This window comes from Streptomyces gottesmaniae, assembly GCF_031845845.1.
Lineage (GTDB): Bacteria > Actinomycetota > Actinomycetes > Streptomycetales > Streptomycetaceae > Streptomyces > Streptomyces akebiae.
Genome location: NZ_JAVRFJ010000045.1, coordinates 76,718 through 92,545 on the forward strand (window position 1 = coordinate 76,718; position 15,828 = coordinate 92,545).

Annotated in this window: 14 protein-coding genes; all 14 read left to right on the forward strand. The window is 70.2% G+C overall.

Annotated features, from left to right (window positions below; translation table 11 throughout):
• The 14 genes from RM704_RS37345 (at window position 1) to nusB (ending at window position 15,648) form a co-directional block, all read left to right on the forward strand.
• Entirely contained in the window at window positions 1-375 is a 375-nt protein-coding gene (locus RM704_RS37345; protein WP_033532578.1) for a hypothetical protein, read from the forward strand.
• Window positions 375-3,047, forward strand: a complete 2,673-nt coding sequence (alaS, locus tag RM704_RS37350) for an alanine--tRNA ligase (RefSeq protein WP_033532577.1) — start codon at window positions 375-377, stop codon at window positions 3,045-3,047. The genes RM704_RS37345 and alaS overlap by 1 nt, the downstream gene beginning before the upstream one ends.
• A 38-nt stretch (window positions 3,048-3,085) precedes the next feature.
• Complete coding sequence (gene ruvX, locus RM704_RS37355; protein WP_033532576.1) at window positions 3,086-3,550, forward strand: Holliday junction resolvase RuvX; 465 nt, start codon at window positions 3,086-3,088, stop codon at window positions 3,548-3,550.
• A 124-nt stretch (window positions 3,551-3,674) separates the two neighbouring features.
• Window positions 3,675-5,480 carry an endolytic transglycosylase MltG gene (mltG, locus tag RM704_RS37360; protein ID WP_052146615.1) on the forward strand — a complete coding sequence of 602 codons (1,806 nt, stop codon included), beginning with the start codon at window positions 3,675-3,677 and terminating at the stop codon, window positions 5,478-5,480.
• A complete protein-coding gene (locus RM704_RS37365) occupies window positions 5,481-6,320 on the forward strand; it encodes a shikimate dehydrogenase (protein WP_033532574.1) in 840 nt (279 codons plus the stop codon).
• Between the two features lie 116 nt (window positions 6,321-6,436).
• Window positions 6,437-8,644, forward strand: a complete 2,208-nt coding sequence (locus RM704_RS37370; protein WP_033532573.1) for a xanthine dehydrogenase family protein molybdopterin-binding subunit — start codon at window positions 6,437-6,439, stop codon at window positions 8,642-8,644.
• Window positions 8,645-8,672: 28 nt separating this feature from the next.
• Window positions 8,673-9,131, forward strand: coding sequence for a (2Fe-2S)-binding protein (locus RM704_RS37375; protein WP_033532572.1), 459 nt, complete (start codon window positions 8,673-8,675; stop codon window positions 9,129-9,131).
• A gap of 190 nt (window positions 9,132-9,321) precedes the next feature.
• Window positions 9,322-10,506, forward strand: coding sequence for a chorismate synthase (gene aroC, locus RM704_RS37380; RefSeq protein ID WP_033532571.1), 1,185 nt, complete (start codon window positions 9,322-9,324; stop codon window positions 10,504-10,506).
• A gap of 32 nt (window positions 10,507-10,538) precedes the next feature.
• A complete protein-coding gene (locus RM704_RS37385; RefSeq protein ID WP_107072479.1) occupies window positions 10,539-11,021 on the forward strand; it encodes a shikimate kinase in 483 nt (160 codons plus the stop codon).
• Complete coding sequence (gene aroB / locus RM704_RS37390) at window positions 11,018-12,109, forward strand: 3-dehydroquinate synthase (RefSeq protein ID WP_033532569.1); 1,092 nt, start codon at window positions 11,018-11,020, stop codon at window positions 12,107-12,109. The genes RM704_RS37385 and aroB overlap by 4 nt, the downstream gene beginning before the upstream one ends.
• A 177-nt stretch (window positions 12,110-12,286) precedes the next feature.
• Entirely contained in the window at window positions 12,287-13,282 is a 996-nt protein-coding gene (locus RM704_RS37395) for an AAA family ATPase (RefSeq protein ID WP_033532568.1), read from the forward strand.
• A gap of 196 nt (window positions 13,283-13,478) precedes the next feature.
• Window positions 13,479-14,585 (forward strand): aminopeptidase P family protein, encoded by a 1,107-nt coding sequence (locus RM704_RS37400; RefSeq protein ID WP_033532567.1) that lies wholly within the window; start codon window positions 13,479-13,481, stop codon window positions 14,583-14,585.
• Between the two features lie 59 nt (window positions 14,586-14,644).
• Window positions 14,645-15,211 carry an elongation factor P gene (gene efp / locus RM704_RS37405; RefSeq protein WP_033532566.1) on the forward strand — a complete coding sequence of 189 codons (567 nt, stop codon included), beginning with the start codon at window positions 14,645-14,647 and terminating at the stop codon, window positions 15,209-15,211.
• 2 nt (window positions 15,212-15,213) lie between these two features.
• On the forward strand, window positions 15,214-15,648 hold the full coding sequence (gene nusB / locus RM704_RS37410; protein WP_033532565.1) for a transcription antitermination factor NusB: 435 nt from the start codon (window positions 15,214-15,216) through the stop codon (window positions 15,646-15,648).
• Window positions 15,649-15,828 lie beyond the last annotated feature (180 nt).

Genomic DNA, 15,828 nt, shown 5'->3' on the forward strand with positions numbered 1-15,828 from the left:
ATGTTCCGCCGTACGTTCTGGTTCACCACAGGGGTCGCCGCCGGAGTGTGGGCCACCACCAAGGTCAACCGCAAACTGAAGCAGCTCACGCCCGAGCACCTCGCCACCCAGGCCGCTCACAAGGCGGTCGAGGCGGGCCACAGGATCAAGGACCGGGCCGTCGGTTTCGCGCTCGACGTCCGCGACAACATGGCCCAGCGGGAGGCGGAGTTGGGTGAGGCCCTCGGTATCGAGGCCAACCCCGACACCTACCCGGAGCTTCCGGCCCCGAGGCGCGTCGTCGCCATCGAGAACCGCAACACCCCGAAGGACAGCAGGAATTCGAGGTACGTCGACAACTCGTCGTACCCGTACAACCGGAATGAGGACCACTGATGGAGTCGGCCGAGATTCGTCGCCGCTGGTTGAGCTTCTTCGAGGAGCGCGGTCACACCGTTGTCCCTTCGGCGTCGCTCATCGCGGACGACCCGACTCTGCTCCTGGTCAACGCGGGCATGGTCCCCTTCAAGCCGTACTTCCTCGGTGAGGTCAAGCCCTCCTTCGCCCGCGCCACCAGCGTGCAGAAGTGTGTGCGCACGCCGGACATCGAAGAGGTCGGCAAGACCACCCGGCACGGCACGTTCTTCCAGATGTGCGGCAACTTCTCCTTCGGCGACTACTTCAAGGAAGGCGCCATCAAGCACGCCTGGGAGCTGCTCACCAGCCCCCAGGACAAGGGTGGTTACGGCCTGGAGCCGGAGAAGCTCTGGATCACCGTCTACAAGGACGACGACGAGGCCGAGCGCATCTGGCACGAGCAGATCGGCGTGCCCAAAGAGCGCATCCAGCGCCTCGGCATGAAGGACAACTACTGGTCCATGGGCGTCCCCGGCCCGTGCGGCCCGTGTTCCGAGATCAACTACGACCGCGGCCCGGAGTTCGGTGTCGAGGGCGGCCCGGCCGTCAACGACGAGCGGTACGTGGAGATCTGGAACCTGGTCTTCATGCAGTACGAGCGCGGCGAGGGCACCTCCAAGGAGGACTTCGAGATCCTCGGCGAGCTGCCCAGCAAGAACATCGACACCGGCCTCGGCCTGGAGCGCCTCGCCATGATTCTGCAGGGCGTGCAGAACATGTACGAGATCGACACCTCCATGGCGGTCATCGACAAGGCCACCGAGCTGACCGGCGTCCGCTACGGCGACGCCCACGCGTCCGACGTCTCCCTGCGCGTGGTCACCGACCACATCCGCACCGCCGTGATGCTCATCGGCGACGGCGTCACCCCCGGCAACGAGGGCCGTGGCTACGTCCTGCGCCGCATCATGCGCCGCGCCATCCGCAACATGCGCCTCCTCGGCGCCACCGGCCCGGTCGTCAAGGACCTCATCGACGTCGTCATCGGCATGATGGGCCGGCAGTATCCGGAGCTGATCACCGACCGCGAGCGCATCGAGAAGGTCGCCCTCGCCGAGGAGAACGCCTTCCTCAAGACGCTGAAGGCCGGCACCAACATCCTCGACACCGCCGTGACGGAGACCAAGGCCTCCGGCGGCCAGGTCCTCGCCGGCGACAAGGCGTTCCTGCTCCACGACACCTGGGGCTTCCCCATCGACCTCACCCTGGAGATGGCCGCCGAACAGGGCCTCTCCGTGGACGAGGACGGCTTCCGCCGCCTGATGAAGGAGCAGCGGGACCGCGCCAAGGCCGACGCCCGCGCCAAGAAGACCGGCCACGCCGACCTCGGCGCGTACCGCGAGATCGCCGACACCGCCGGCGAGACCGAGTTCATCGGCTACTCGGACACCGAGGGCGAGTCCACGGTCGTCGGCATCCTCGTCGACGGTCTCTCCTCGCCCGCCGCCACCGAGGGCGACGAGGTCGAGATCGTCCTCGACCGCACCCCGTTCTACGCCGAGGGCGGCGGCCAGATCGGTGACACCGGCCGGATCAAGGTCGACTCCGGTGCCGTCATCGAGATCCGCGACTGCCAGAAGCCGGTCCCGGGCGTGTACGTCCACAAGGGCGTCGTCCAGGTCGGCGAGGTGACCGTCGGCGCCAAGGCCCAGGCCTCGATCGACGGACGCCGCCGTACGGCCATCGCCCGCGCCCACTCGGCCACCCACCTCACCCACCAGGCCCTGCGCGACGCCCTCGGCCCCACGGCCGCCCAGGCCGGTTCCGAGAACCAGCCCGGCCGCTTCCGCTTCGACTTCGGCTCCCCGTCCGCCGTACCGACGGCCGTGATGACCGATGTCGAGCAGAAGATCAACGAGGTGCTCGCCCGTGACCTGGACGTGCACGCCGAGATCCTGAGCCTCGACGAGGCCAAGAAGCAGGGTGCCATCGCCGAGTTCGGCGAGAAGTACGGCGAGCGCGTCCGCGTCGTCACCATCGGCGACTTCTCCAAGGAGCTGTGCGGCGGCACGCACGTCCACAACACCTCGCAGCTCGGCCTGGTGAAGCTGCTCGGCGAGTCCTCGATCGGCTCCGGTGTGCGTCGTATCGAGGCGCTGGTCGGTGTCGACGCCTACAACTTCCTCGCCCGTGAGCACACGGTCGTCGCCCAGCTCCAGGAGCTGATCAAGGGCCGTCCGGAGGAGCTTCCGGAGAAGGTCTCGGCCATGCTCGGCAAGTTGAAGGACGCCGAGAAGGAGATCGAGAAGTTCCGCGCCGAGAAGGTGCTGCAGGCTGCCGCCGGTCTCGCCGGGTCCGCCAAGGACGTCTCCGGCGTCGCTCTCGTGACCGGACAGGTCCCGGACGGCACCACCGCCGACGACCTTCGCAAGCTCGTCCTCGACGTGCGCGGACGCATCCAGGGCGGCCGGGCCGTCGTGGTCGCGCTCTTCACCGTCGTGAACGGCAAGCCGCTGACGGTCATCGCCACCAACGAGGCCGCCCGCGAGCGCGGTCTGAAGGCCGGCGACCTGGTCCGCACGGCCGCCAAGACGCTCGGTGGCGGCGGTGGCGGCAAGCCGGACGTCGCCCAGGGCGGCGGCCAGAACGCGGCCGCCGTCGGCGAGGCCGTGGACGCGGTCGAGCGCCTGGTCGCCGAGACGGCCAAGTGAGCACCACGGATCACAGGAGCGAAGGCGACGGTCCGGCCATGCGCCGTGGCCGTCGCCTCGCGATCGACGTCGGGGACGCTCGTATCGGGGTCGCCTCCTGCGATCCCGACGGGATCCTCGCCACCCCGGTCGAGACGGTTCCCGGACGTGATGTCCCGGCAGCTCAGCGGCGATTGAGGCAACTGGTCGACGAATACGTACCCATTGAGGTAATCGTCGGGCTGCCACGCTCCCTCAAAGGCGGAGAGGGCCCGGCCGCAGTGAAGGTACGGGGTTTCGCCCAGGAGTTGGCCCGCATGATCGCGCCCGTTCCGGTCAGACTCATCGACGAGAGGATGACCACAGTGACGGCCGGTCAAGGACTGCGTGCCTCGGGTGTGAAATCCAAAAAGGGCAGGTCGGTCATCGACCAGGCAGCGGCCGTGATCATCCTGCAACAGGCGCTGGAATCCGAACGGGCGTCAGGTAAAGCTCCGGGCGAGGGCGTCGAAGTGGTCATCTGATCGCGATACGGTAACGTTCCGCGCGATGTGGTGGCCTTCGAACAGCCACCGCACAAAAAGAGGCGGGGACGACAGCCGAGCCACAGGCCCCGCGTGACCGCCGCCTCGCGGCTCTAGGGGATCGATGACTGAGTATGGCCGGGGCCCAGGCTCCGAACCGTGGCATCCGGACGACCCGTTGTACGGGGACGGCGGATGGGACGGACAGCAGGCCCAGGGAGGCCAGCAGTCCGCCTACGGCGGCCAGCCGCAGCAGCACTACCCGGAGCAGCAGCAGTACCAGCAGCCTTACGGCCACGACCACGGCAACGGCGGCTGGGGCAACGGACATCAGGACGCCTACGCCCAGCAGCAGTACCAGCAGGAGTACGGCGATCCGGGGCAGCAGTACCCCGGCCAGCAGCAGCCCCAGCACCACCAGCAGTACCCCGGCCCCGGCCAACAGCAGTACGACCAGGTCAACGGGGGCTGGAACGACGGAACACACCAGCACCCGCAGGGCACTTACGCCGGCGACCCGAACGACCCCTACGGGGGACAGCAGCAGGCGATGGGCTACGGGGGCGGTGGCCAGCAGGACTTCTACGGCACGCCCGACGCGTATCCGCCGCCGGAGCCGCCCGCCCGCCGTCGCGCGGAGACCCCGCCCGCCCCGGCTCCGGAACCCGAGGCTGAGAAGCCGCAGGCCGCCGAGCGGACCGACTGGGACCCCGGGCCGGACCAGGGCGAGCACGCGTTCTTCGCGGGTGGTGGCGATGACGACGACGATGACGACGAGGCGGAGGGCCGCGGCGGCCGCGGTGACCGTAAGGGCCGGGGCGGCAAGTCCGGAAAATCGGGCAAGGGCGGCAAAAAGCGTCGCAGCGGTTGCGCCTGCCTGGTGGTCGTCATGGTCTTCGGCGGCGGATTCGCCGGTGTGAGCTATTTCGGCTACCAGTTCTTCCAGAGTCGTTTCGGTGAGGCTCCCGACTACTCGGGCAACGGTACGAACGACACCGTCACGATCACGGTCGCCAAGGGCGAATTCGGGTCGGCCATCGGGCAGAAGCTGAAGACGGCCGGGGTCGTCAAGAGTGTGGACGCTTTCACGGCCGCGCTGGCGCAGCATCCGGAGTCCGATCAGATTCAGGCGGGTGTTTACCTTCTCAAGAAGGAGATGTCCGCTGAAAGCGCTATCGCCCTGATGCTGGATCCGAAGAGCCAGAACAACTTCACGGTCACCGAAGGTGAGCGGAACAACTCGGTCTACGTGAAGATCGACACAGAGTTGGGTCTCAAGAAGGGCACCACCGCGGACGTCGCCGAGAAGAAATGGGAATCCCTCGGCCTCCCCGAGTGGGCGAACGACAACGACGACATCAAGGATCCGCTGGAAGGATTCCTCTACCCCTCCACCTATCCGGTCGCCAAGGGCATGAAGCCCGAGGCCGTCCTGAAGGAAATGGTCGACCTCGCGAAGGCGAAGTACGAGGCATTCGACCTGGAGGGCGCGGCCAAGGGGCTGAAGCTGGAAAACCCGCTTCAGGTACTCACCGTCGCGAGCCTCGTACAGGCCGAGGGGAACAACAAGAAGGACTACAAGAAGATCGCGCGGGTCGTCTACAACCGGCTCGAACCCAACAATGCGGAGACGGCCGGTCTGCTCGACTTCGACTCGACGGTCAATTACCTGCGCGGCGAATCCAAGTTGGCTACCGGCTCGGTCGACTCGCTGCGACAGATCGATGACCCGTACAACACGTACAAGGTGTATGGACTGCCGCCCGGGCCGATCGGCAATCCCGGCGACGAGGCGATCGAGGGTGCCCTCAAGCCGACCAAGGGCGACTGGTACTACTTCGTCTCACTGAAGGACAAGACAGTGTTCGCTGTGACCAACGAAGAGCACAACCGTAATCGCGCGCAGTACCTGAAGGAACAGAACGGATAGATGAGCCGCACCGCCAGCAAGAACCGCGCCGCCGTGCTCGGTTCGCCCATCGCCCACTCGCTCTCCCCGGTGCTGCACCGGGCCGCGTACGCGGAACTCGGTCTCACCGACTGGTCGTACGACCGTTTCGAGGTCGACGAGCAGGCGCTGCCCGCGTTCGTCGAGGATCTCGGGCCGGAGTGGGCGGGGCTTTCGCTGACGATGCCGCTGAAGCGGGCGGTCATCCCGCTGCTGGACGAGATCAGCGAGACGGCGACCTCCGTCGAAACGGTCAACACGCTGGTGTTCACCGAGGACGGACGTCGCGTCGGCGACAACACCGACATCCCCGGGATGGTCGCCGCCCTGCGCGAGCGCGGAATCGAGCAGGTGGAGTCGGCGGCCATCCTCGGTGCGGGCGCCACGGCCTCCTCCGCGCTCGCCGCGCTCGCCCGGATCTGCACCGGCGAAGTGGTGGCGTACGTCCGCAGCGAGGCGCGGGCCGCCGAGATGCGGCAGTGGGGCGAGCGGCTCGACGTCGAGGTGCGTACGGCGGACTGGGCGGAGGCCGAGCGAGCGCTGAGCGCTCCACTGGTCATTGCCACGACTCCGGCCGGGGCGACGGATGCGCTCTCCGGGGCTGTGCCGGAGCGGCCGACGACGCTGTTCGACGTGCTGTACCACCCGTGGCCGACGGAACTCGCCGCGCGCTGGTCGGCGTACGGCGGAGCCGTCGTCAGCGGGCTCGATCTGCTCGTCCACCAGGCGGTGCTCCAGGTCGAGCAGATGACCGGGTGCAAGACGGCGCCCGTGGCGGCGATGCGGACGGCGGGGGAGCGGGCGCTGGCCGAGCGCGGCTGAGGGGGTCGGGCGTCCCGCGTGTGCCGATCCTGTGAAGCCCTTGTACCGAGGGGTAACCAGCGGCGATCATCACCGGGCGGCCCGGCGACGCAGGCGGGGCGTCGAACGGAGCCCTCATGTCACGTCACTCCCGGCGCAGGTTTCTCACGTATCTGGTGGCCGCGCCCACGCTCGCGGTCGCGACCAGGATCGGCCTGGACGTCTACGAGCCCGCTGGCGCGGAGGCGGCGATCCCCACACTGCCCGCGCCGGCGGATCTGGTGGACCTCGGCGATCTGCTGATCCTGGCCGGGGCACCGACGGCGCACATGCTGGTGCTGAGCGTCGACGAGGAGGGTGTGGCCCACTTCCGGCTGCCGCGCGAGGAGGTCGGGCAGGGGCTCACCACCGCCGTGGCGATGCTGGTGGCGGAGGAGCTGGACACCCCGCTCGACCGGGTCAGGATCCAACTGGACGACGCACGGCCGGAGTTGGTGTTCAACCAGCTCACCGGCAGCTCCAACTCCATCCGCTCCCTCTACGATCCGGTGAGGCACACGGCAGCCGCCGCGCGCGCCCGCCTGGTTGGCGCCGCCGCGAAGCGATGGGGGCTGCCAGCAGATGAGTTGACGGTGCGTCAGAGTGTCGTCGTCGCGCCGGACGGGCGTACCGCCTCCTACGGCTCGCTGTCGGCGGCCGCGGCCTCCCTCGACCTCGGCTCCCTCGCCGTCACGCCGAAGAAGGAGTCGGAGCACACCCTCCTCGGCACCCCCACCTCACGCATCGACGCCCGTGCCCTGGTCACCGGCCGACAGGTCTACACGCTCGACCTCGACGTGCCCGGTGCCAAGCCGTGCATGGTGCGCAGGCCGCCGACGATCAACGGCACGGTCAAGGCGGTGAACAACGAGGCCGCCGTACGGGCCATGCCCGGTGTGCTGGACGTCGTCACGATCGACACGGGCGTCGCCGTCGTCGCGGAAACGTTCGGGCAGGCCCTCGACGGCAAGGAGGCGCTGGACGTCACCTGGGGCCCGGGAAGCGTCGACACGCTCTCCGACGCAGGTATCCGGGCGAAGCTGAAGGCGGCCACGCCCTCGCTGGACGTCCTCGGGCTGCTGGTGAAGAAGGTGGAGGGGGAGTTCGACTTCGCGTTCGCCAGTCACGCTCCGCTGGAGACCAACGCGGCCGTCGCCGACGTACGGGCGGACCGGGCCGAGATCTGGTCCGGGCTCAAGTCGCCGATCGCCGCCCAGGCCGCCATCGCCAGGGCCGTCGGGCTTCCCGTGTCCAAGGTCGACGTGCATGTGGTGCAGTCGGGCGGGTCGTTCGGACGGCGCCTCTTCTTCGACGCGGCGCTGGAGGCCGCCGTCGTGTCGAAGAAGAGCGGGCGGCCCGTACGGCTGATGTGGTCCCGCATCGACGACATGCGGCACGGGCGGATGCGGCCCGCCACCCACCACCGGATCCGGGCCGTCTACGCGGCCGGGCAGGTGCTCACCTTCCAGCACCAGGTGGCCGCCGTGGAGACCGACTTCCGGCACGGGCTCGGCGACGCGATCACCGCCGCCGCGGCGAGCCTGCCCTCCGGCATCGGGAACGCGACCTTCGCCCAGACCCTGTTCCTGACCACGGTCAAGTCCCCGTACAACTTCGGCGTCACCACCCAGACGCTCACCGAGGTGCCGCTCAGGATGCACACCGGGTCGTGGCGCTCGGTGTACTCGGCCAACACCCGCGGCGCCGAGGAGATCATCGTCGACGAGCTGGCGGCGAAGCTGGGCAAGGACCCCGTGGCCTTCCGGCGCGAGTTCCTCAAGACCGCGCGGCAGCGGGCCGTGCTCGACAAGGTCGCCACGGAGGGGAACTGGGGGCGCAGCCTGCCGGACGGCTGGGCCCAGGGCGTCGCCTTCCACGACGAGTACAAGGCCTGCACGGCCTGCCTGGTCGAGATCGACGCGAGCGATCCGAAGAAGCCCCGGGTGACGAAGGCGGTCATCGCCGCCGACGTGGGCCGCGTGATCAATCCGCGCGGCCTGGAGGCCCAGCTGCTCGGCGGGCTCACGGACGCCATCTCCACCACCCTGCGGGCCGGGCTCCACATCGACGAGGGGCTGCCGCTGGAAGGCAGCTACTCCCAGTTCCACTACGCCCGTCAGAAGGACTCCCCGAAGGACGTCAGGATCTTCGTCGTCGAGGGGGCCGACGAACCCGGCGGCGCGGGCGAACTCGGCGTCCCGGCGGCCGTCGGCGCCGTCGCCAACGCCTACGCGCGGGCCACCGGCACCAGGCCGCGCAGCTTCCCCGTCAACTTCGACGTGGACTTCACGCCCTTTCCCCGCTGAGCCGGCCGCAGAATCCAGGAGCACATCGATGCCCTCCCACACCTTCACCGTCAACGGTGAGACCGTCACCGTCGAGGCCCCCGACGACCTGCCCCTGCTGTGGGCGCTGCGCGACCTGCTCGGCGTGCGCGGCCCCAAGTACGGCTGCGGCATCGACGTCTGCAAGGCCTGCACCAGCCATCTCGACGGCGAGGCCGTCCGGCCCTGTGTGGTGCCGGTCGCCGAGGCGGCGGGCCGCGAGGTCACCACCATCGAGGGCCTGGCCGACGGGGACGAGCTGCATCCCGTCCAGGAGGCCTGGCTGGAGCAGGACGTGGCGCAGTGCGGCTACTGCCAGCCCGGACAGATCATGGCCGCCGTCGCCCTGCTCAAGCGGACCAGCGACCCCACCGACGCCGACATCGACGAGATCGCCAACGTCTGCCGCTGCGGCACGTACTTCCGCATCCGCGAGGCGATCAAGAGCGCGGCGGCGAAGATGGGGTGACGCGGCGCGGTGCTCCGCCCCGCGCGCCCGGCCCGTCCGTCTGCTGGACCTGTGACCGGCTCCCGCCCCGGACGTGGGAGGATCGGAGATGGCGGGCCGGGGCCGCGCACCCGGTAGCCGTCGCCGTACGCGAGGACGCGCGTACACGCAGGCAGGACGCAGTACCGGGCGCGAGCACTGAGGAGCACCGTTGAGCAGGTTGCGCTGGCTGACCGCGGGGGAGTCCCACGGTCCCGCACTTGTCGCGACGCTGGAGGGCCTTCCCGCCGGCGTGCCGATCACCACGGAGATGGTGGCGGACCACCTGGCCCGGCGGCGCCTGGGCTATGGACGCGGTGCCCGGATGAAGTTCGAGCGCGACGAGGTCACCTTCCTCGGCGGTGTGCGGCACGGCCTCACCATGGGCTCGCCGGTGGCGATCATGGTCGGGAACACCGAGTGGCCGAAGTGGGAACAGGTCATGTCGGCCGACCCGGTCGACCCCGAGATCCTGGCCGGACTCGCCCGCAACGCGCCGCTGACCCGCCCCCGGCCCGGTCACGCCGACCTGGCCGGCATGCAGAAGTACGGCTTCGACGAGGCCCGCCCCGTGCTGGAGCGGGCCTCCGCCCGGGAGACCGCCGCCCGGGTCGCCCTCGGCGCGGTGGCCCGGTCGTACCTGAAGGAGACGGCCGGCATCGAGATCGTCAGCCACGTGGTCGAGCTGGCCGCCGCGAAGGCCCCGCAGGGTGTCTACCCCACCCCGGCCGATGTGGAGAAGCTGGACGCGGACCCGGTGCGCTGCCTGGACGCCGACGCGTCGAAGGCGATGGTCGCGGAGATCGACCAGGCCCACAAGGACGGCGACACCCTCGGCGGCGTCGTCGAGATCCTGGCGTACGGCGTGCCCGTGGGTCTCGGCTCCCACGTCCACTGGGACCGCAAGCTGGACGCCCGCCTCGCCGGAGCGCTGATGGGCATCCAGGCCATCAAGGGCGTGGAGATCGGCGACGGCTTCGAGCTGGCCCGGGTGCCCGGCTCCAAGGCGCACGACGAGATCGTGAACACCCCCGAGGGCATCCGCCGGGTCTCCGGCCGCTCCGGCGGCACCGAGGGCGGTCTCACCACCGGTGAGCTGCTGCGGGTCCGCGCGGCGATGAAGCCGATCGCGACCGTGCCGCGCGCCCTGCAGACCGTCGACGTGACCACGGGCGAGGCCGCGCAGGCCCACCACCAGCGCTCCGACGTCTCCGCCGTGCCGGCGGCCGGCATCGTCGCCGAGGCGATGGTGGCCCTGGTGCTGGCCGACGCGGTGGCCGAGAAGTTCGGCGGCGACAGCGTCACCGAGACGGCCCGCAACGTCCGCTCCTACCTCGACCACCTCGCGATCCGGTGAGCCCGGTGCCTCTGGTCGTCCTCGTCGGCCCCATGGGTGTCGGCAAGTCCACCGTCGGACAACTGCTCGCCGAGCGGCTCGGTGTCGCCTACCGCGACACCGACGACGACATCGTGGCCGAGCAGGGCCGCGAGATCGCGGAGATCTTCGTCGACGAGGGCGAGCCCGCCTTCCGCGCCATCGAGAAGAGGGCCGTGCACACGGCTCTCGCCGCTCACGACGGGGTCCTCGCCCTCGGGGGCGGCGCGATCCTCGACGCCGACACACGGGCTCTGCTCGCGGGACAGCGGGTCGTGTATCTGTCGATGGACGTCGAGGAGGCCGTCAAGCGCACCGGCCTCAACGCCGCCCGCCCCCTGCTGGCCGTCAACCCGCGCAAGCAGTGGCGGGAGTTGATGGAGGCCCGGCGCAGCCTCTACGAAGAGGTCGCCACTGCCGTCGTCGCCACCGACGGCCGCACGCCCGAGGAAGTCACCCGAGCGGCCCTGGACGCACTGGAGTTGAAGGAAGCATGAGCGAGACAGTGACCCGTATCCAGGTCGGCGGTACGGCGGGCACCGAACCGTACGAGGTCCTGGTGGGGCGTCAACTCCTCGGCGAACTGGGTGGGTTGGTCGGCAACCGGGCCAAGCGCGTCGCGGTGATCCATCCCGAGGCGCTGGAGGGCACCGGGGAGGCGCTGCGCGCGGATCTGGCGGAGCAGGGCTTCGAGGCGGTCGCGATCCAGGTGCCGAACGCGGAGGAGGCCAAGACCGCCGAGGTTGCCGCGTACTGCTGGAAGGCGCTCGGCCAGTCCGGCTTCACCCGCACCGATGTCATCGTCGGGGTCGGCGGCGGCGCCACCACCGACCTGGCCGGCTTCGTGGCCGCGACCTGGCTGCGCGGTGTCCGCTGGATCGCCATCCCCACCACCGTCCTGGCGATGGTGGACGCGGCCGTCGGCGGCAAGACCGGCATCAACACGGCCGAGGGCAAGAACCTGGTGGGCTCGTTCCACCCGCCGGCCGGGGTGCTGTGCGACCTGGCCGCCCTGGACTCGCTGCCGGTCAACGACTACGTCTCCGGGCTCGCAGAGATCATCAAGGCGGGCTTCATCGCCGACCCGGTGATCCTGGACCTCATCGAGGCCGACCCGCAGGCCGCCCGCACCCCGGCAGGGCCGCACACCTCCGAGCTGATCGAGCGGTCGATCCGGGTCAAGGCCGAGGTCGTCTCCGGCGACCTGAAGGAGTCCGGACGGCGCGAGATCCTCAACTACGGGCACACCCTGGCCCACGCGATCGAGAAGAACGAGCGCTACCAGTGGCGGCACGGCGCGGCCGTGTCCGTCGGGATGCACTTCGCGGCCGAACTGGGCCGTCTGGCGGGCCGGTTGGACGACGCCACCGCGGACCGTCACCGCTCGGTCCTCGAAGCCGTCGGCCTGCCGCTGCACTACCGCTACGACCAGTGGCCCCGGCTGCTGGAGACGATGAAGGTCGACAAGAAGTCCCGGGGCGACCTGTTGCGCTTCATCGTCCTCGACGGTCTGGCCAAGCCCACCGTCCTGGAGGGGCCCGACCCGGCGATCCTGCTCGCCGCCTACGGCGAAGTGGGCCAGTAACGCCCACTCGGGTACCACTTGCCCCATTCGCCTTGTGGCCGTGGCCACTTGGGCACTTCGGGCTGCCCCCGGCCGTTCACCAATCGGCGGCCGGGGACGGTACCGTTCGGTAAGGGCGGGGTCGCGAGACCCCGCTCGCCAGTGTCCATGTGACTGTACGAGACGGAGTGGCACCGGATGCAGCACGCAGTGGGAGCTCCGCTGCCGCCGCCCCATCAGCCGGGGCAGGACCCGGCGGCCCCGTGGTCGCCGACCGCGAACCACCAGGGACACCCGGCACCCCCGCACCCGGGAGCGCCGGGCGCGAACCCGCCGGGGCACCCCGGTGCGGGCCACCCGGTGCCCCCGGGCACGCATCCGGGCCCCGTACCACCGCCCCCGCCCGCACCGGCGGCCCCGCCCACGCCTGCCGCGCCGCCCGTCTCGGCGCCCCCGCCCGCCCCTCCCGGCTCGGTGCCTCCGCCGGTGCCGGGCTTCGCCGGCGGCCCCGGGCACCCGCACCCCTCCGCCCCGCAGCAGACCGGGCTGCCGAGGGACACCACCGGCCACGTGCAACTGCCCCCGGGCGGGCCCGTGACCATGCCGCCGCCCGCCACCGGTGCCCCCGACGTCACGACCACCACGCTCGCCGTCCTGCTCATCGGGCCCGCCGGGGCGGGCAAGACCAGCGTCGCCAAGTACTGGGCGGACCACCGCCGGGTGCCCACCGCGCACATCAGCCTGGACGACGTACGCGAGTGGGTGCGTTCGGGCTTCGCGGACCCGCAGTCCGGGTGGAACGACAACTCCGAGGCGCAGTATCGTCTCGCCCGCCGCACCTGCGGCTTCTCCGCCAGGAACTTCCTGGCCAACGGCATCTCCTGCATCCTCGACGACGCCGTCTTCCCCGACCGCCCTGTCGTCGGCCTCGGCGGCTGGAAGCGGCACGTAGGTCCCGGCCTGCTGCCCGTGGTCCTCCTGCCGGGCCTGGAGATTGTCCTCGAACGCAACGCGGAGCGCTCGGGCAACCGCCGTCTCACCGACGAAGAGGTCGCCCGCATCCACGGCCGGATGGCAGGCTGGTACGGCTCGGGCCTCCCGATCATCGACAACTCCCAGCTGGATGTCCCGGCCACGGCGAGGGTCTTGGACGAGGTCCTGGCACGGTCGATCGCGAGCCCCCCGAAGTGGTAGACGAGCGGCGGCGACGGTTCTGGTGAGCCCGCTGAGCTGAGCCGGTCCCCGAAGGGGCGCGGGGCACCGCGCGAGGAGCCCCCACCGGCTCGCGGGTGGCATACGACCCCCTGCCGCACCCCCCGTACCCCGCACGGTGCCCCCGGTCGGCCCCGCTCGACCGGCGGCCACCGGGCGAAACTCATACGCTCGGCACATGTCTGAGGTCTACGCGGCCCGTCGAGCCCGGCTGAGAGAACGCTGCCAGGCCGGCGGCAGTGCCACCGCACTCGTCACGCGCCCGGCCAACATCCGGTACCTGGCGGGCGCGGCACCCGAGGGAGCCGTCCTCCTGCTGGGCCGGGGCGAGGACATCCTCGTCTGCGGGGCGCCCCCGAGAGGCGAGATCGGCGAGGGCCGGCCCGACGAGGCCGTACGCGTCCAGGTGCTGCCGAGCCCCGGTGGCGACCCGGCGGTCGCCGCCGCCGATCTGGCCACGGAGCTCGGCGTCGACTCGCTCGCCGTGGAGGAACACCACCTCACCGTGGGCCGCCACCGAGCGATCCGCTCGGTCGCGCCCCGGCTGCGGCTGGCTGACCTCGGCGCCGCGGTCGAGCAGCTCAGAGTGGTCAAGGACGAGGAGGAGATCTCCTGCCTGCGGATCGGCGCGGAGATCGCCGACCAGGCCCTGGGCGAACTCCTCGAATCGATCCTCGTCGGCCGTACCGAGCGCCATCTCGCCCTCGAACTGGAGCGCCGCCTCGTCGACCACGGCGCGGACGGCCCCGCGTTCGCGACCTCCGTCGCCACCGGCCCGAACTCCGGCCGTCCGCGTCACGTCCCCACCGACCGCCGGGTCGAGGAGGGCGACTTCCTCTCCGTCTGCCTCGGCGCGACCTATCGCGGCTACCGCTGCGAGATCGGCCGTACGTTCGTGATCGGCACCTCGCCCGCCGACTGGCAGATCGAGCTGTACGACCTGGTCTTCGCAGCCCAGCGGGCCGGAAGGGAGTCACTGGTACCCGGTGCGGCCTACCGCGCCGTGGACCGCGCGGCCCGCCAGGTCCTGGACTCCGCGGGGCACGGTGAGGGCCTCCCGGTGCTGATGGGGCACGGGGTCGGACTCGAAATCGACGAGGACCCGCAGTTCGCCCCCGCGGCCATGGGTAAACTGGACGCTTGCGTGCCGGTCACCGTCGAACCGGGGGTCCACCTCCCGGGCCGGGGCGGAGTCCGGATCGATGACACGCTCGTCGTACGCCCCGAGGCGGACGGCGGACCCGAGCTACTCACCATCACGACCAAGGAGCTGCTCGCGCTCTAGCTCATCGGCTGGACGCGTGGCCCGGGGTCGTCCACGTCAGTCCAGGAGATTCCGCAACCGTGGCTTCCACGAACGACCTCAAGAACGGCCTGGTGCTCAAGCTCGAAGGCGGCCAGCTCTGGTCCGTCGTCGAGTTCCAGCACGTCAAGCCCGGCAAGGGCCCGGCCTTCGTGCGCACCAAGCTCAAGAACGTGCTCTCCGGCAAGGTCGTCGACAAGACGTTCAACGCCGGCGTCAAGGTCGAGACGGCCACTGTCGACAAGCGCGACATGCAGTTCTCCTACATGGACGGCGAGTACTTCGTCTTCATGGACATGGAGACCTACGACCAGCTCATGGTCGACCGCAAGGCCGTCGGCGACGCCGCCAACTTCCTGATCGAGGGCTTCACCGCCACCGTCGCGCAGCACGAGGGCGAGGTGCTCTTCGTCGAGCTGCCGGCCGCCGTCGAGCTCGTCATCCAGGAGACCGAGCCGGGCGTCCAGGGCGACCGCTCCACCGGTGGCACCAAGCCCGCCACCCTGGAGACCGGCCACCAGATCCAGGTGCCGCTCTTCATCACCACCGGCGAGAAGATCAAGGTCGACACCCGTACGAGCGACTACCTCGGCCGGGTGAACAGCTAACCGTGGCTGCCCGTAACACGGCCCGTAAGCGCGCCTTCCAGATCCTCTTCGAGGGCGACCAGCGCGGGGTCGACGTCGTGACCGTCCTCGCGGACTGGATCAGGCACGCCCACAACGACAATCGTCAGCCACCGGTCAGCGAGTACACCATGGAGCTGGTCGAGGGGTACGCCGAGCGCGCCAAGCGGATCGACGAGTTGATCGCGCAGTACTCGGTGGGGTGGACGCTCGACCGGATGCCGGTGGTGGACCGCAACATCCTGCGGCTCGGCGCGTACGAGCTGATCTGGGTCGACGCCACTCCGGACGCGGTGGTGCTGGACGAGATGGTGCAGCTGGCGAAGGAGTTCTCCACGGACGACTCGCCGTCGTTCGTGAACGGACTGCTCGGTCGGTTCAAGGACCTCAAGCCCTCGCTCCGCCGGGAAGCCGAGTAGCGGACGGCCGGGCGGGAAGCGCCCCCCGGGGGTACTGTGCGCAGCCGGCCGCGGGTGGCCCGTGGCTGGTCGCGCAGTTCCCCGCGCCCCTTTCGGGGCGCTGTCCCGCTCCTCTGCGACCATGCGCCGTACGACAAGCTGAAAAAACCGCCGGGGTGACCCGAACCCATGGGTTCGGGT